The sequence below is a fragment of the Flavobacterium sp. N502540 genome, assembly GCF_025947365.1.
Lineage (GTDB): Bacteria > Bacteroidota > Bacteroidia > Flavobacteriales > Flavobacteriaceae > Flavobacterium.
In genome coordinates, this window is sequence record NZ_CP110012.1 from 3,560,273 (window position 1) to 3,577,937 (window position 17,665).

General features: G+C 36.0%; 16 protein-coding genes. 2 read left to right on the forward strand and 14 right to left on the reverse strand.

Going from position 1 to position 17,665, the window contains the following annotated elements:
• Window positions 1-81: 81 nt before the first annotated feature.
• Window positions 82-2,010: a BatA domain-containing protein gene (locus OLM58_RS15030; RefSeq protein ID WP_264529574.1), complete on the reverse strand. Its 1,929-nt coding sequence runs from the start codon at window positions 2,008-2,010 to the stop codon at window positions 82-84.
• Window positions 2,011-2,279: 269 nt separating this feature from the next.
• Here OLM58_RS15030 and OLM58_RS15035 point away from each other — a divergent pair, with 269 nt between their 5' ends.
• A complete protein-coding gene (locus OLM58_RS15035) occupies window positions 2,280-3,392 on the forward strand; it encodes a lactonase family protein (protein ID WP_264529575.1) in 1,113 nt (370 codons plus the stop codon).
• Window positions 3,393-3,556: 164 nt separating this feature from the next.
• Here the strand turns inward: OLM58_RS15035 and OLM58_RS15040 are convergent, their stop codons facing one another.
• From OLM58_RS15040 to OLM58_RS15075, 8 genes are all read right to left on the reverse strand, one after another.
• Entirely contained in the window at window positions 3,557-4,909 is a 1,353-nt protein-coding gene (locus OLM58_RS15040) for a DEAD/DEAH box helicase (RefSeq protein ID WP_017498426.1), read from the reverse strand.
• A 109-nt stretch (window positions 4,910-5,018) separates the two neighbouring features.
• Window positions 5,019-5,387: a response regulator transcription factor gene (locus OLM58_RS15045; RefSeq protein ID WP_264529576.1), complete on the reverse strand. Its 369-nt coding sequence runs from the start codon at window positions 5,385-5,387 to the stop codon at window positions 5,019-5,021.
• A gap of 9 nt (window positions 5,388-5,396) precedes the next feature.
• The gene (locus tag OLM58_RS15050) at window positions 5,397-7,610 is read right to left on the reverse strand and encodes a DUF4838 domain-containing protein (RefSeq protein ID WP_264529577.1); all 2,214 of its coding nucleotides are present in this window, start codon (window positions 7,608-7,610) and stop codon (window positions 5,397-5,399) included.
• Between the two features lie 5 nt (window positions 7,611-7,615).
• A complete protein-coding gene (locus tag OLM58_RS15055) occupies window positions 7,616-8,755 on the reverse strand; it encodes a YaiO family outer membrane beta-barrel protein (protein ID WP_264529578.1) in 1,140 nt (379 codons plus the stop codon).
• Between the two features lie 132 nt (window positions 8,756-8,887).
• A complete protein-coding gene (locus tag OLM58_RS15060; RefSeq protein ID WP_264529579.1) occupies window positions 8,888-10,324 on the reverse strand; it encodes a glycosyltransferase family 2 protein in 1,437 nt (478 codons plus the stop codon).
• Window positions 10,321-11,382, reverse strand: coding sequence for a HEAT repeat domain-containing protein (locus OLM58_RS15065; RefSeq protein ID WP_264529580.1), 1,062 nt, complete (start codon window positions 11,380-11,382; stop codon window positions 10,321-10,323). Before OLM58_RS15065 ends, OLM58_RS15060 begins: the two co-directional genes overlap by 4 nt.
• Window positions 11,383-11,453: 71 nt before the next feature.
• Window positions 11,454-12,218 (reverse strand): TIGR02757 family protein, encoded by a 765-nt coding sequence (locus OLM58_RS15070; protein ID WP_264529581.1) that lies wholly within the window; start codon window positions 12,216-12,218, stop codon window positions 11,454-11,456.
• A gap of 38 nt (window positions 12,219-12,256) precedes the next feature.
• Window positions 12,257-12,922, reverse strand: coding sequence for an ABC transporter ATP-binding protein (locus OLM58_RS15075; RefSeq protein ID WP_264529582.1), 666 nt, complete (start codon window positions 12,920-12,922; stop codon window positions 12,257-12,259).
• A gap of 191 nt (window positions 12,923-13,113) precedes the next feature.
• Between OLM58_RS15075 and OLM58_RS22085 the strand changes: the two genes are divergently transcribed.
• Complete coding sequence (locus tag OLM58_RS22085) at window positions 13,114-13,560, forward strand: hypothetical protein (protein ID WP_319802349.1); 447 nt, start codon at window positions 13,114-13,116, stop codon at window positions 13,558-13,560.
• Window positions 13,561-13,650: 90 nt separating this feature from the next.
• Here the strand turns inward: OLM58_RS22085 and OLM58_RS15085 are convergent, their stop codons facing one another.
• From OLM58_RS15085 to serC, 5 genes are all read right to left on the reverse strand, one after another.
• The gene (locus OLM58_RS15085) at window positions 13,651-13,968 is read right to left on the reverse strand and encodes a DUF6787 family protein (RefSeq protein ID WP_264529583.1); all 318 of its coding nucleotides are present in this window, start codon (window positions 13,966-13,968) and stop codon (window positions 13,651-13,653) included.
• Window positions 13,969-14,001: 33 nt separating this feature from the next.
• Window positions 14,002-14,442, reverse strand: coding sequence for a DUF6146 family protein (locus tag OLM58_RS15090; protein ID WP_264529584.1), 441 nt, complete (start codon window positions 14,440-14,442; stop codon window positions 14,002-14,004).
• 256 nt (window positions 14,443-14,698) lie between these two features.
• Window positions 14,699-15,256: a hypothetical protein gene (locus tag OLM58_RS15095; protein ID WP_089078106.1), complete on the reverse strand. Its 558-nt coding sequence runs from the start codon at window positions 15,254-15,256 to the stop codon at window positions 14,699-14,701.
• Between the two features lie 108 nt (window positions 15,257-15,364).
• Window positions 15,365-16,315 (reverse strand): D-2-hydroxyacid dehydrogenase, encoded by a 951-nt coding sequence (locus tag OLM58_RS15100; RefSeq protein ID WP_017498414.1) that lies wholly within the window; start codon window positions 16,313-16,315, stop codon window positions 15,365-15,367.
• Window positions 16,316-16,535: 220 nt separating this feature from the next.
• The gene (gene serC / locus OLM58_RS15105) at window positions 16,536-17,606 is read right to left on the reverse strand and encodes a 3-phosphoserine/phosphohydroxythreonine transaminase (protein ID WP_264529585.1); all 1,071 of its coding nucleotides are present in this window, start codon (window positions 17,604-17,606) and stop codon (window positions 16,536-16,538) included.
• Window positions 17,607-17,665: the final 59 nt, after the last annotated feature.

Consider the following 17,665-nt stretch of genomic DNA (forward strand, 5'->3'; position numbering starts at 1 on the left):
TCGCATTTTAATATTCTGTGCAGTGCGTTCTCAGCAAGTGTGATTTCTCCTTACGTCGAAATGACATAGATGCTAAAAGAACTACTTTACAAATTTTATTATTGCCATTTCTAATGCTAAAAATAACAGTGCAAAGATAACAAACCATTTCCAAATTTGGCTGTCTGTTCGCTCCGTTTGTAAGGTGTTAAAAATGGTTGAAATAGTATCCGCTGTTTTAAAATCAGAAATCACATTGGTGTTTACCTGACTCAGATCACTTTCGCTTCTTTTGTAATTAAAACTTAGGTTTTCGACCCACTCTTTTCGGTCAAAAACACTATAATTTCCAGCCGTTTCAGGAAAATTATTAAAGGTGAGTTTAACTTTGTTGTTTAGTATTTGCTGAATGGGAATAAAAGAATCATCATTTCCTTTTACTTCCAAAATAGCATCTTTAGTTAATAATACATCAACAAAATAAGGCTGATTACTGCCTATAATCAAAGCGTTAACCCCGGTTTTTTGATTGTTCTGCCCCATTTTGTAAAATAAGGGAACAATCAAAGGAGATTGCTGGAAGTTTGAATTTGTTGCATTAATAGGTGCCGAAAAGACCGTAATTCCCGAAACCGGATTTTGAATGGCTGTTACAAATACGCTTTGGTCTTCGTAGGATAAAACGGCTGGGTACGGACTTGAAATACCAAAGGAACTGTTTGTTTTTGGATATTGAAAGTTCGTGATTTTGTTCTCAAACACACCGGAGAATAGCGGATGATCAAAATTGATTTTGGTGACTAACTTCGCTTTGTTTTCAAGAGTGGTAAACTGAATTTTTCCGAAATTGCTTAAGAAAGAATTTAAATTAGAAACAGCTGTTTTTTCGGATGGAATCACTACTAAATTACCACCTTTTGCTACAAATGCTTTTAATGTAGTTTGTAACGCTTGAGGAATTTCTGTCAGTTCGTTTAGAATAATGGTGTTTTGTTTATCTAAACTGTTGTAATCCAGGTTGCTGATCGAATAGTTATTGTAGTTGAATTCTGCCGATGTATAAATTCGGGATAAGAAATTACTTTTTTCGGGTTCACCAATACTGATGATGTTTGTTTTCTTTGTTTTCAGGATGCTGAAATAAAGCTTGTTGTCGTACGCTAATCCATTGTCTTCAATAACAACGTAACCATGAAAAGCTTCTTTCGGAATGGTAAAGTCTATTTTCTTTTTCTTTGCATCAAAATGGATAATGGTTTTGGCAATCAGTTTATTTTGATTGTACAAGGCCATCGAAACGGGTTTGAAATCTTCTCCGTAAGCTGATAGATTAACGCTTATCTCGTAGAAATTCTCCAGAGTCTGATTGATAAAGACACTGTCAATGGCAATATTATTTTTCTGTTCCGCTTCCGGAATAATAAAATAAGGTTTCTCTTCGGTGTCAAGGTTTTTTATGTCCTTCCCGGTAAGACCTACCGCATCGGTAATAATGACAATATCTTTTTTATGAGCTGATTTATGCGCTTTGATCTTTGCTATTATCGACGGAAGTTCAAAAGGAGTGGCACTGTATTTTAGGTTTTGCAATGCACTTTTTGATGATTTGATATCGGTATTCCAATAGTTTTCAGTGTTAGTCAGTAGTGAAAAAGAGGCAGTTTCGGGAGTGTTTTCAAGAAGTTCCTGCACGGCACGTTTTAGCAGTTCTCCTTTCTTTCCTTTCGCCTGCATACTAAATGAATTATCGAGAACGATGTACATTTCATTGGCGGCATTTTTACTGTCTTTAGCCTCAAAAAAAGGTTGAGCAAAAGCCAGAATAATACAAGTCAATAGTAGCAAGCGGGTAGCTAATAACAATCGCTTTTTGATTTTGGAACTCTTTCGGGTCTGAACAGAGATCTCTTTCAGGAAGCGGACATTAGTAAAAAAAGAGGTTTTAAAACGTCGTAATTGAAATAAATGAACCAAAATTGGAACAATTAACAAGAACAGAAAGTATAGAATTTCGGGATGTTTAAAATGCATTCGGGCTTCGATTTACTTCACTACGTTTTATTTTTCGCGAAGACACTGGTCAAAAATACAAATTTTTACTCAAACCTTATCAGTTATAGAGCAGATTATGAGCAAACGCCGTTGGCTATTCTTTTTAATGAATTTAGATCGGTTTTTGTTGTAGAAACTGTTTGCATCGTCTGAAAAATCTAACTTTTGTAGGCCCATTTGTAACAAAAAAATGGGATTAGAGAAGATATTATTCGCTATTTTAGCGTATCTAAAACAATTCAAGAATTATGAAAAGATTATATATACTGTTTTTTTCTGCTTTGTCCTGTGCAGGTTTACAGGCTCAGAACAAATTTAATTTACTGGTAGGAACTTACACGAATACTTGTCAGAGTAACGGAATTTACGTTTATGATTTTAATGCCGATTCCGGTGATTTTAAATTGAAAAGTTCCTCAGAAAATGTAGTAAGCCCAAGTTATTTGTCGGTTTCAGCAGACAATAAGTTTGTGTATGCAGTAAACGAAAACGGGACTCACAGTTCTGTTAGTGCTTTTGGCTATGACGCAGGGTCTGGAAAATTAACTTTTCTAAATAAAAATGATGCGTTGGGTGCTGATCCTTGTCATTTGATTAATGATGATAAAAATGTGCTTGTTGCGAATTATTCAGGAGGAAATATTGCTGTTTTTAAGAAGAATGTCGATGGAAGTATTTCTGAAGCACAGCAGTTAGTTCAGCACGAAGGAAAAGGAATTAATGCGGCGCGTCAGGAAAAAGCACACGTACACATGGTGGCTTATTCCCCTGATAAAAAGTTTGTTTTGTCTAATGACTTAGGTCTGGATAAAGTTTTTGTGTATAAATACAATCCGAATTCTAAAAATGAAATCTTAACGCTGAAGGGATCTGTAGACGTAAAACCGGGAAGCGGACCAAGGCATTTGACGTTTAGTAAAGACGGTAAATTTGTGTATCTGGTTCAGGAATTAGACGGTACTCTGACGACTTTTAGTTTTGACCCAAACGGAAATCTGAAAGTAATTGCGGAGACGAGCATTTTGCCAAAAGGATTTACAGGAGGAACCGGAGCAGCAGCCATCAAAATTTCGCCTGACGGAGCATTTTTATATGTTTCAGATTGTGTCGATGCGAATTCTGTTTCCGTTTATAAGATTCAGAAAAATGGAGGGATTGAATTGGTAGAGCAGGTGAGTACGCTGGGAAAAGGTCCAAGAGATTTTGCGATTGATCCTACGGGTAATTTTCTCTTAGTAGGACATCAATATACGAATGACATTATTATTTTTAAAAGAGATAAAACAACCGGGAAATTAACCGATACAGGCAAGAGAATCGGGTTGTGCTCTCCGGTGGGGTTGGTTTTTACGAGGATATAGTTTATTGAGGTACTAAGTTGCTAAGGTTCTAAGCTACTAAGATTGTGGTTCTGGAAAAGTAAAAAAGCTCAAAAAAATAGAATTAAGTAATTCAATTTTTTTGAGCTTTTGTTTTTTGTAACTTAGAACCTCAGCAACTTAGAGGCTTAGTACCTAAAAAAAGACTATTTATCCTTATCCTTTCTCTTCTTATCTCTCGTTTTCAGCATGTTTCGATTGACAGATCCGTGGGTTTTCTTTTTGGTTTTAGACGGACCACCAAGATTGACTTTTTTGTTCTTTTTCGATTTTTCATGAAACGCACCGTCACCCTCAAGTTTTGGTTTTTTCATTAAAAACTTAATAGGCTGCTTGTCTTTTTCAGGTTCGATTAGTTTGGTTGAAATTTCAACTTCTTCAGGGAAATCGGCAATTTCCAGTTCCTGATTCATTAATACTTCAACTTCAATTTTGAATTCTTCTTCACGTGGTGTGATAAAACTAATAGCAGTTCCGGTAGCATCTGCACGACCTGTACGACCAATTCTGTGCATGTATAATTCAGGGAATTCAGGAAGTTCAAAGTTAATAACGTGGGAAATGTTCGAAATGTCTAAACCTCTGGCCATAATATCAGTGGTGATTAATCCGCGAAGATTACCTTCCTGAAATTCTGCCATGGTACTCAAACGGTAATTTTGAGATTTATTAGAGTGAATTACTCCAAACTGACCTTCAAAATCCTCTTCGATTCGGGTATGAAGCATATCCGAAATCTTTTTATTGTTCACGAAAACCAAAACACGTTCCATGCTTTCATTGGTTTCCAGTAAATGTTTCAGCAAATTTACTTTGGTATTGAAATTCGGAACATTATAAGTAATCTGTGTAATTTTTTCCAAAGGTGTTCCCGAAGCGGCAAGTGTTACCTCTTCCGGAAAGTCAAAAAAGTCATTCAGTACAGCATCTACTTCATCGGTCATGGTTGCTGAGAACAGAATGTTTTGACGTTTGGTTTTCATCATCGCCAAAAGAGCAGTCAATTGCGTACGGAAACCTAAATTCAGCATTTCATCAAACTCATCAATAACTAATTTCTGAGTTTCATCAAAACGTACTACCGCATCCAACGCTAAATCCATTGTTCTACCTGGCGTTCCTACCAAAATATCTACACCTTCGTACACCGCTTTTTTCTGTGTATTGATGTTTACTCCACCAAAAATCCCCAGTGTTTTAACCGACATGTATTTGGTTAATTTCTCTACTTCTTCTACTACCTGAACGACTAATTCACGGGTTGGAACCAGAATTACAATTTTAGGTGTATTGGTATTGGTGAATTTGTATAATTTAAGAAGGGGTAATAAGTAAGCAAATGTTTTACCAGTACCGGTTTGTGCAATTCCCATCATGTCACGGCCAGACATAATCACTGAAAAAGATTTTTCCTGAATTGGAGTAGGAGTAACAAAACCTAGTTCGTCGATAGCTTTTTGTACTGATTTAGGGAGATTGAATTTTTCGAAAGTGCTCATTTGCATTAAATTTTGTGCAAATATAGCTATAAATAGCTGAAAATCGATGTTTCTTAGAAATTACAACAGTTTGTGGGCTTCGAATTTCTTAAAAATGCAGTTTAAAAAGCTATAAAAATCGTTTTATTCGCAGTAAAAGTTCATTTGGATTAAAAGGTTTAGCAATAAAATCGTCTACACCTAATTCAAAAGCTTCTTCAACAGTGTTTTCTTCTTCCCCAAGTGAAGAAAGTGCAATAACACGAATATCATTGTAATTTTGCTTGATTTCATTGATAATTTCCAGACCGGATTTAAGAGGTACGGAAATCGTGGTAATCACTAAATCCGGCATAATAACCGGAAGCCGTTCCATGGCATTGATACCATCTTTCGCAATACTTACTTTGAAGCCTTCTTTTTTCAGAATGAATTTTAGAATCTCAACAGTCATATCATCATTATCGATGATCATAATTTTTTTATCGGTAGTATCCATTTTGACTATTTATTTTTTATACAACTCTATTTCGTCCAGCATTATCATTGCTTTTTTGTTTTTTCGCTTTCTCCAGACGGGTAATTCCTTCTGGTTTTCTGCTACGATTTTGATCTTGGTAAAACTACTGAATATTTGATTTTCGACTTCCCATGATTGTGTTGTAATTTCGTAGTCTTCTGTTAAAATGTTGCAAATTTGCTCTTTAATAAGCTCCCATTTCTGATTCTTGAAACCATAGATTTTTATATTTTTTGGTGTAAAAATCCAATGTCTCTGATCGCTTAGGAAATTTAGTTTTAAGGTGTTGAAATCAAGATTTTTGGTTTCGATTTCAATTTCAGGATTCGTATCATACCATCCAATCCAGTTGATATTGAAGTTTTTATAGCCCCTGTTTCCATCCACTAAACCATAACTTCCTTTGCCTTTAAACTCATCAGATGGAGGTGTTAAAAAGGTAACTTTCAGATCCTCGCCTAAATGAGTAGTGGTGTTTTTGCAAATTTCAATCCATTCTTTATAGTAATTATCAGGAGAAATTCCGTCTTCGCTCAATTCATAAACTCCAAATTGATTGCAGGATTGCGAGAATTTTAAAACTCTTTCGGTTAAGCCTGCTTTAACTTCTTTTTCGCCTTTGTTATTTACGACAAACATTCCGTGTTGGTTTTTTCCATAAAATTTGGCCTGTTCAAAATAAACAAATTCTAAAGCCAGTCGTAATTTATGAACACGTGCGCTTAAAATGGAATTATTTTCGACAGCATTATTGGCCTGTTCCAGAAAATGATCGTATTGATCCATAGCTTCAGGGGTCAAGAACGTATTTCGTGCCTGAACAGGACCAGAATAAATATCTAAATAAGCCTTACTTTTGTTTTGATTGGCTTCTATAAGGTCAAGATATTTTGCGACAAAGGGTGCTGCTTTTCCATAAAAACCTCTGAGGAAATCAGCAGTAACAGCTTTAATGTCAATATCAGTATTCCACATTAATTTTGCCAGCAGATATTGTCGTAATTCCGAAAGATCGCCCGGAACATCAGCATATCCCTGTACAAATAGTCCTTTTACTTTGTTTTTTTGAAAGAGCTTATAGTTGCTTTGAAAAGATTCAAAATTAGGAAAGGGGGACATGAAATTAGAGAATTGTACGGTGTAATCCCATAAAAATAACTGTGGTGAAGTCGTGCTCCAGTTTTCAAGGTTTTTGACAAATGATGGGTTACTCTGATTGGTAATGGGTTTGCCACGATCCAGTTCAATCGGGCATAAGATCGTAGAAATGTTTGGAGCTATTTTTAGATTTACAGGAGGTTTGAAGGTGTGAAGATAGGCAAGGCTAGTAATTTTGGTTTTAGGGAAACGAGCCGCAATTTTATTTAAAAAATAATAAAAAGAACCTTGCGGACCGCCATATTTAGTGTTCATGGCTTTGCATTGCGTACATTCGCAATACACGACGTCATCATTCTGGCTTACAGAATAGAATTGCGCATGGGGTGTTTTTGCGATAATTTCAGTCATTTTTTCCTCTACCAGACTCACAACGGTGTCATTGGTCATACACAAAGATTCTGTATTTCGTTCCCCTTCGTACAAAGCAAAAAGTTTAGGATTATTTTTAAAATATTCTTTTGGCGGAACAAGCATGCTAAAAGAATGTCCCCAAAGGCCAAAATCGCCAATATGCCAATCGAGTTTGTGCCAGTCCCTGAAATCTTCGTCATAACAATCAGGGTAAAACAAAGCTCTGTAATCAAAAGAGGGTTGATAAATTTTACTTGTGTTTTTGCGAAAAATAAATTGAGTTACTTTTGGAATATAAGTTTCTGTTGCAGTAAATTTTCTAAATTCCCAGATTTCGAGTAAAGTATAAACGGCATAACGCAGGTGTTTCTGATTTGGAGCCGTGATATAAATTGATTTTGAATCGCTTTTGATACTGAATTCATTTGCTTTGAGTTTTTTGTCATTGGAAATTTCCAGTATGATTTCGGAAGCATCACCCTCTTTTTGACTTTTTGTAGTAATTTCAAATGGTTTCGATACGGATTTCTCCAGATATAATTTTAGTATTCCTGCCGCAGCCTGGGTACTTTCGGCTGTAGCAAAAATTTTGGTTTTATCGGATATTGTAATTTCAGATTGTGCCATCATCTTAAAACTAAGCAGGGTGAGAATAAGTATTTGAAAATAGAGAAGGCGCTTTTTTTTCATACGATTTAAAATTTATATTGCAGTAAAAAAGCGAAATCAAGTTCGTTTTGAAACTTTTTAGGGGTGTATTCCTGTTGGTTGTTGGTGATTAATATTCCGAAAATATAATGGGTTTTGATTAACTTGTAAAAGCCGGCACTCAGTCTGTACGAACTTAAAGAAGCTCTGTTTTCATATTCCGCCGCTCTGGTCTGATCGTCCGGCGAAGTCCCATAACCTGCAATTAGGGTAAGATAATCAAACTTAGTGCCGTAATAGTAGCGGGAGGTAAGGGTAAAGGACGGCCCGTCTTTTTGAATGTAAGATCTTAAATTGAGCCAGTATGCCCCGAAGTATTTTCCTAATCCTACATTTAAAGTTTTTAAATTGCTGTTGTCCTGCATTTCGATGTAGCGGAAGCCTAAATCTGCCTCCCAGCCTTTGGCGAAATTGTAGAAATAGGAATATCCTAATCTCCATTCAGGAAAAGCGATGTCACTGCTGTAGGCGACATCAATGTAGGAATAGTTGTTTTTCTTTCCCGACAGGTAAGATTCGACTTCAAATTGAAGTCCACTGGCCATGACCTGACTGGAAGATCGTCTTTCGGCATAGCTGACTCTTCCAATTAAACTTCCCCAGGTACGTTGATGTGTATAATCGGCACTTGCCAGATGCCACGGACCAACACCGTCGCGATCAATTGTGGTGAAGTTGTAATAAACACCCGCCCGATCCATATTAGTTCTCGAGTACAAGGCAAAAAGACGCTGTTCGATGTCGGCGTCATTAGGATATTTTGTTCTTATCGATTGGAGGTATTTTTCTTCATTTTTAGTGTCATTCTGCAAAGAATAAATCGCAATTCTTTTCAGTCTGAAAGTTTTGTTGTCAGGAAACTGTTCAATTGCTTTATTGGTTAAGACCAGAGCTTCGTTGTAATTTTTTGCCTCTAAATCCATATTGATCAGATAGAGATAGGCATCCTCATAGGCCGGATTTTTATCAATTACATAGTTATAGTAAAAACGGGCACTGTCTTTTGTTTTTGTCAGGTCATAATTTCGCCCCAATACCAGATAGAAATCCAGGTAATCCGGAGCCAGTTTTTTCCCTAACTGAGCTCTCTGGATATTTGCTTTGTAGTCCGGACAGGCATTTTTCATGTCGTGGAGCACAACAGTCAAAAGGCTGTCAGTGTCTATTTTTTTTGACCTTTTGTAGTTTGACAGGTCAATAGAAATAAACAAAAAAGCAGTCTTATTAGAGCTATAGTTCTGTTATGTTTCATAATCAGCTTATTTTTTAGATGGACCTTCATATCCTTTACGGACCATTACGCCCCAGTTTTGTTCTTTTCTTCGAAAGAAGAGCCAATAGCCTTTCAGTGAGGCATAAATCGTTATCGGATGATACGCAAAAGGCTCAAGTGCGGCCATCCCGATAAGAATCATTAATTCTTTATAATTGGCATAACTTTTATACAGTATTTCATCTATCAATATGGATATTATGGTTATGGAGAGATAGAATAGATAGACTAATAGGCTTATAATCAGTAAATGTTGGTAGTCGATCATTCCAAATATAAAACTGAAAATGAGAGTCAGAATACCAATAAATTCAATAATAGGAACTAAAAACTCAAAACTGAAAAAGAAAGGTAATACCAGAAATGCTGTTCGTCCGTATTTTGGATTTAAAAACATTTTTCGATGTAAATATAAGGTTTGAACTAGTCCACGAGCCCAGCGAATGCGCTGTCTTAAGAATATTTTTCGCGTACTTGGAACTTCGGTCCAGCAGAGCGATTCGGGAATGTATTTGATTAAGTATTTTTCTTTAGTATCGTGCATGTATTTTCGCATGCGCGTCACCAGTTCCATATCTTCGCCTAAGGACTGATGCCAGTATCCACCCGCTTTAATTACAATGTCTTTATCAAACATACCGAGACCTCCGGAAACCAAAAGCAGACCGTTTAGCTGACTCCACGCCATTCTTCCAAATAAAAAAGAACGCACGTATTCTAATTCCTGAAAACGCGGATACCATTCTTTAGGATAGTGAACTTTAAACAAAAAGCCTTCCTTGATTTCGCAGGAATTTGAAATCCTGATTCCGGCTCCGCAGGCAATGACACGGGTTTCATTTTCCATAAACGGTTTGGCCAGTTTCAAAATAGTATCTCTTTTTAGAATACAATCTACATCAGTGCATAAAAACAGGGGATATTGCGAAGAGTTTATCCCGGCATTTGCGGCATCAGCTTTACTTTTTCCATTTATTTTGTCGACAATCAGTAATTTCGAATAAACAGGATTCTTTGATTTATAATGTCCGCGAACGGGTTGTGTGACTATTTTCTCCTGATAATAAAAGTCAATTTTAACCAGATCAAATTCGGCAATTAGTTTTTCCAGCGTATCGTCAGAACTTCCGTCATTGACAATAATGATTTCGTATTTCGGATAGGTCAGAGAGAGCAGGGATTTAACATTGTAGACGATATTTACGCCCTCATTAAAAGCAGGAGCCACAATGGAAACGCCCAGTATATGGTTCGAACGAATTAGAACCTCTTCTTCCAGGTATTTTTGATATTTTAAATGTTTTACGATCGCCCAATAAGAAAGAACAGACAGAAAGATGTAGAACAGAATGTACCCGATTGAAAAATGGATTACAAAGACATTGTAACAGTGAATAATATAATGTAGAAAATCAGTCGTCATAGTTGTAATTCTCTAATGTGATTAATCATTTTTTGGGTATCGGAATCCTGTCTTCCTAATACATCTGTACGTAGAGAATCGAGATCGTTTAAAGCGGCTACCATTTTTAATTTAAGATCTTTGATTTCTTCGTTTGGAATTTGATGGTTTAAAAATGAAATTGTTTTTTCTGAGCCTATAATGGCGAGGGCATCCAGAATTTCCAGTTGAAGTTCGATACTCTCCTGCTTAAATTGCAGTAACAGATCCTCTTCGGCTTCATACAGGTACAAGTCGCGAATGGCAATAATCACATCGGTTCTTAGATTTTTATTTTCGTGTTTGAGCAATTTGATAATATCCCCTGATCTGTTCCTGTAATTATAAAATACCATAGTCATCACGGCTAATTTCAGAATAGTAGGATTATCAGATTCTATCCAGAGCTCAATATCGGGTGGAATTGGTATGTTTTGCGAATGCAACACATCCATTATTTTTATAGTAGTACTGATGGATACTTTTACCGGAATCTTATTAACGGCCTGCCAGTCTCCTTTGGTTAAAATCAGGTAAGCAATATTGGCATTTGACCGGATAATTTTATTGGGATGGAACAAATATTTTTTGATTAAAGTAATTCCCGGTTTGTATCCCAAGGCTTGAAAATGATAAATGCCATCACATTTTTTATATTTTCTAAAATCCCGAAGCAAACTTGCCGAATAATGGTTTAAACCCAGTTGGTTGTATATAATAAGAATGTTTTTGGCGGTTTTACCTTTTAAATTGCTTTTCATCCGAATCATATCGTCGATAAGCATTTCTTTACACCAGGTTTTATGGATTGGAATTTCGGATCTGAATTTGGCGATTTTGTATTTCAGAATACTTTCCTCCGGTTTTGAGAGTGTAATCTCTGTAAGGAAAATTTCAGATTTTCTAATAATATGATGCCGGTAAGGAAGAGTGTATTGATAATGAATTCTTTTGAGTATTAAAGCAAGTGCTAAAGCTAAACTTGTAAATACAAATAATGGGATGGCGTAGTGTTTTATATAACCTATAAAATGCTCCATAAATATTGCTTTATAGAGTGAAATTACGAAAAAAAACACAATAAAACTAATGAAAGGTCACTCCTTGGGGGCTAAAAACCTTCAAAAACGCCCAATCCGAAAAGGGCAAAGTCATATTTTACCGGATCGTGAGGATCCATTTTTCTGAGTTTAAGATCGAGTTCGGTTAATGCCTTTCCATCATTTTGTTTTCGGGTTAGGATCCCTAATTTTCGGGCCACATTACCGGAATGTACATCAAGCGGACACGACAATAATGAAGGTGAAATGGTTTTCCAGATACCTAAATCGACACCTTTGGTATCCTGGCGCACCATCCAGCGCAGGTACATGTTGATTCTTTTTGCTGCCGAATTGTTTAGCGGATCTGAAATATGCTTTTGGGTTCGGGGCAAGTGATCAATTTCAAAGAATATTTTTTTGAACTCACTTATGCTTTTCTGTAAGCCGTTGTCTTCTTGATTTTTGGCAAAAACAGCTTCAAGACCCTTGTGATTTTTATAAATGTGCTGTAATCCTTTTATAAAACCGCTAAAGTCTTTTCCGTTAAAAGTACGGTGTACAAAGTTTTCAAGACGCTCCAGATCTTCATCAGTATGTGACATCACAAAATCGTAAGGAGTATTACCCATTAATTCCATCATTTGATGCGAATTTTTGATAATCATCTTGCGATTTCCCCAGGCAATGGTAGCACTCAAAAAACCGGCAATTTCAATGTCTTCTTTCTGAGAAAACAAATGTGGAATTTGCACAGGATCGCTTTCGATAAAATCGAGATTGTTGTATTGGATGACTTTTTCGTCAAGAAATTCTTTGAGTTCTTTTTGTGTCATAATTTAAAGGAAGGAGGTAACCGAATTGTTGAACGTTTTTAATTACTGATTAATCCGTCAACCATTACTAACTTTCTATCCGCCATATTGGCTAATTCTTCATTGTGCGTTACAATTACAAAGGTCTGTCCAAATTCATCACGTAGCTGAAAGAATAACTGATGTAAATTTTCGGCAGAATGGGTGTCCAGATTTCCCGAAGGTTCATCTGCAAAAATAACGTCGGGTTTGTTGATTAGTGCCCTTGCTACAGCAACTCTTTGTTGTTCTCCTCCTGAAAGTTCATTGGGTTTATGATTAATTCTGTGTGAAAGTCCTAAATATTCTAAAAGTTTTTTGGCCTCGGTTTCTACTTCATTATTTTTTTTTCCGGCAATGAAAGCAGGAATACATACATTTTCTAATGCTGTAAATTCCGGTAAAAGCTGATGAAACTGAAAAATAAACCCTAAATTTAGATTTCTGAATTTTGATAATGACTTATCACTCAACTCTAAAACATTCTGACCATTTATGGTTAAAGAAGTTTCGGTTTCTAATCCTGAAGGCTTGTCAAGTGTTCCTAGAATTTGCAAAAGAGTTGTTTTTCCAGCACCGGATGCACCAACAATCGAAACAATTTCACCTTTTTTAATGTGTAGATCGACTCCTTTTAAAACTTCTAATTTGTCGTAGAACTTATGTATATTTTTTGCGTGGATCATTTTGAAACTGTTTCTACAAAGAAACAAAGATTCTTCCGATATCAAAATGCCATCTAACAGAATTTTAAGAACAAGTTTGAAATGACAATATCAATATCAATGTCAATATCAATGTCAATAACAATTGCAGTTTAAATGCAGGTCTTGATTTTAGGAGGGTGAAAAGGGGAGAGGGTGAAAAAAACGGACTGTTGAATAAATCGGTCTGGTTTTTGACAGAAGATGGAGTAGAGATGCTTTTTGGGGGAAGAAAAGTATTGATCAGGTGGGAATTAAGAAATAAATTACCATTAGAAAATAAGTTTGTTTTAAAAAATTCTTTTAAATTCGAATATCTAAATACAATGAAAATGCAGGAAGCCAAAGTAATGAACGACGACAGAACAAAGAAACTCCTTTTGGGTTTGGCATTGGATGCAATTGGAATGCTGACTTACAGTATACCGGGCTTTGCTGAGCCTGCCGATTTGATTTGGGCACCAATAGCAGCTTTTATAATGACCAAAATGTATCAGGGAAGAGTAGGGAAAGTAGCGAGTGTTTTAACTTTTATAGAAGAAATACTTCCGGGAACTGATATTATTCCATCCTTTACCATAACCTGGATTTATACTTACTTTTTTTCAAAAAGGGAGTAAGGAGCAGTTCTGATAAATGATTAACCGCAAAGTTCGCAAAGTTTAATAATTAAGGCTTTGCGAACTTTGCGGTTGTTTTTTATTGATTTGTTAAGGTTGAGGTTTTGAATCTTTAAATAAAAATCCCAGTCCCATATTTTTAAGCATTTTCTTTTCAAAATTCCAAAAGAAACGGAATTGTCCGAATATGGTACCGATACCAACCAGTAAAACCTGATAGATCGGGAAAATAACTAGCAGTCGTATTAGAGTAAACCAGCCTCCGAAATCCTCTTTGGTAATGCCAAGCAAGACGCAAAAAGGTTTAGACAGCCATGCAGATGCCGATCCTGTGATGGCAAAAACAATTAGTATGATTATGGCTTGTACATTTGAGGTGATGCCCCAACGTTTTTTTAGTCTGTTCATTCTTTATTTATAACGATTACAAATATAAGAACATTATCTTATAGGAACATAGCCTGCGAGCTTTTGTTTGTAAGTATTTTGAAAATAAATCATATAGTTATAAATAAGGTAATTTACTTCGTAACCGTAATGAATCGTTGGCTGATAATCAATTCTCATTTCATATAAATTCGGACTATAGCGCTGTGGCTGTAAAACACGATTGTTCCATTCGGTTACATACAGATTATTTTTGTTTTCGAGATAACTTAAAGAGTGATAATTTCGGGGAAGTGCCCTTGAAGCCAGCCAGGTACTAAAACCGTTATCGATAATGATCACTTCGTACTCTAAAGAATCGTTGGCAATTCGTACCGTATCGTTTACTGCAACAGTAGACTTACCGTCTGTATTTGCAGCCACCGTATTTTTTGAAGCTGTTGAACAGGCAATTATGGTAAACAGTAGGCCTAATATAAAGAGGGATTTTTTCATAAATTTTGTTTCAGACTTAAATTTACGAATAAATGAGGAGAGGTTTGAGGTATTTAACAGTTTGTATAGAAAGGTTCTGAGGTACTAAGGTTCAAAGGTTCAAAGTTACAAAGGTGCATAGGTTTAAAAGTTTTGTTGTAACTTAGTTCTATAAAAGAGAAAAGTCTGTTTGCATTCATGCAAACAGACTTTTTATTGTTTTAGTCGAGATCTCTGGACCTTTGTAACTTTAAGCCTTTGTCCCTTAAAAAAAAAACTATTTCCCAAACAATTTCCCCAATAATCCACCTAATCCTCCACTTTTGGTAAGACTCATAGCATCGGCTACATCTACTTTTCCATCATTGTTTTGGTCCAGACCGAATTGCATTCCGTATTTATTAATAGTTTCCATAATACCGGAAGCCTGTCCGCTATTTCCCGAAATTGAGCTTATAATATCTGAAATATTGAAACTACTGTCGTTGGGATCTTTTGCTTTGTTGACTAAAGAATTCAAAACCTGCGGAATCATACTTGAAGCGACACCGGCAGAATCAGTGCTGCTTAATCCGAATTTTTCACCAAGACTTCCGCTCAATTGTTGTGTTATTTGCTGTACAACGGGATTAGAACTGTCCAGTTTAGAAGTTCCGTTAAATAAGCCGGCCAATTGTTCTGCACCTCCTTCTGAAGCAATTTTTTGCAATCCTGAAAATATTGAAGAGCTAGTTTCTTGTATAACCGCTTCATTGTGTTCATTTGGGACAGCAGTGTTGTTTACAACCGCATCGCCTCCGTATTGTTGTACTAATTGTGTTAATTGTTCGAACATGATTTAAAGAATTTAGGTTAGAATTTAAACTCAAATTTAATCAAAAAAAGAAAGGGATTTATTAAACGATGTTAATAAATCCCTTCTAATTAATTTATTTTTAGTTTATTAGCTCAGTAAAGAAATAATTTGTGAAGCTAATTCTGTACCAATTCTGTCTTGTGCTTCTCCTGTGGCAGCCCCAATGTGAGGAGTCAATGAGATTTTAGTATGCATTAAAATAGCCATTTCCGGTTTTGGCTCGCTTTCAAAAACGTCCAATCCTGCAAATGCTACTTTTCCTGAATCTAAAGCTTTTAATAAGGCTACTTCGTCAATAACACCACCGCGAGCACAGTTTACTATTCCAACACCATCTTTCATAATAGCCAGTTCTTTTTCGCCAATGATGTAACCGTCCTGAGCTGGAACGTGTAAGGTAATGAAATCAGCTTCTTTGAACAATGATTCTAAAGATTGAGAAACGATAGTTGTAGTGATCGATTGACCGTCAAAAAACTCAACTTTAACGTCAACAGAAGGAATAAAGCTATCAGCAGCGATTACTCTCATTCCTAAACCTAAAGCCATTTTTGCAGTAGCCTGACCAATACGTCCAATACCAACAATACCAAGAGTTTTACCTCTTAGTTCAGTACCATTAGCATACGCTTTTTTCAAACCGTCAAAGTTTGAATCCCCTTCAAGAGGCATATTTCTGTTTGAATCATGTAAAAAACGAACACCTGAAAATAAGTGTCCAAATACCAACTCGGCAACAGATTCTGATGAAGAAGCCGGAGTATTAATGACATGAATTCCTTTGCTTTTTGCGTAATCAACATCGATGTTGTCCATACCAACACCACCACGGCCAATAATTTTCAATCCCGGGCAGGCATCAATAATGTCTTTACGAACTTTAGTAGCGCTTCGTACTAAAACGACATCTACATTATTTTCATTTACAAAATTAGCTACTTGTTCCTGAGCTACTTTTGTTGTAATAACTTCAAAACCACCTTTTTCTAAAGCAAGAATTCCACTTTTTGAAATTCCGTCGTTTGCTAATACTTTCATCTTAGTTTATGTGTTTATTTGTTTATTTGTTTAATCGTACAGATTAGAAGATAAACATAATATTATAATTTTTTCTTTTTTGTTTAGGAGCTAATCCCGCTATCCGTTGTGATCTTTTTTGTTTTTAAAGAAAAAACAAAAAAGGATCTCCACTTCTATCGGGGCTAGGAATTCTGTGTTCAATTCCTGTTTTTGGCAAACTAAAAACTGCGACTGTAAACTAAACTTTAGTTTCCAAAGCTTTCATTACATCTACTAAAACCTGAACACTTTCGATAGACATCGCATTGTAGATTGAAGCTCTGTAGCCACCAACTGAACGGTGACCCGGTAATCCTGAAATTCCGGCTTCTTTCCATAAAGCGTCAAAAGTAGCAGTATGATCGGCATTGTTTAGTAAGAAAGTAACGTTCATCTTAGAACGGTCTTCAACTGCTGCTGCACCTTTAAACAATGGGTTTCTGTCAATTTCTGCATAAAGTAATTCTGCTTTTGCATTGTTTAGTTTTTCAACTGCAGCAATTCCTCCTTTTTCTTTAATCCATTGTAAAGTTAGTAGCGAAACATATACAGCAAAAACAGGAGGAGTGTTGTACATACTCTCTGCTTTAATATGTTTAGCGTAATCTAGCATACTTGGAATTGTTCTTCCGTTTTTCTCCAGTATTTCTTCTTTAATCACAACCAAAGTGGTTCCGGCAGGTCCCATATTTTTTTGAGCACCTGCGTAGATTAAGTCAAATTTAGAGAAATCCAATTCACGTGAAAAAATATCAGAACTCATATCGCAAACCACAGGAACATTTGTTGCCGGGAATTCTTTCATTTGAGTTCCGAAAATAGTGTTGTTGCTGGTACAGTGAAAGTAATCAGCATCACTTGGTATTTCGTATCCTTTCGGAATATGATTATAATTAGCTTCTTTTGAAGAACCTACGATAACAGTTTCTCCAAAATACTTTGCTTCTTTTATAGCGGCAGTTGCCCAGGTTCCGGAATCCAGATAAGCAGCTTTTCCATTTTCTTTCATTAAATTATATGGAGCCATTAAGAAGGCTGTGCTTGCACCACCTTGTAAAAATAGAGCCTGATACCCTTTTCCCTGAAGTCCCAATAATTCTAAAGCAAGGGATCGAGCTTCCTCCATAACGGCAACGAAATCTTTACTTCGGTGCGAAATTTCAAGAATAGATAGTCCTGAATCATTAAAATCTAAAACGGCTTTTGATGCTTTCTCAAAAACTTCCTGAGGTAAAATACTTGGTCCTGCGCTGTAGTTGTGTTTTTTCATGGTTTTTGTTAATAGTCGAAAAATTTAAAGACGCAAATTTCGGCAATAGGACCTGAAAA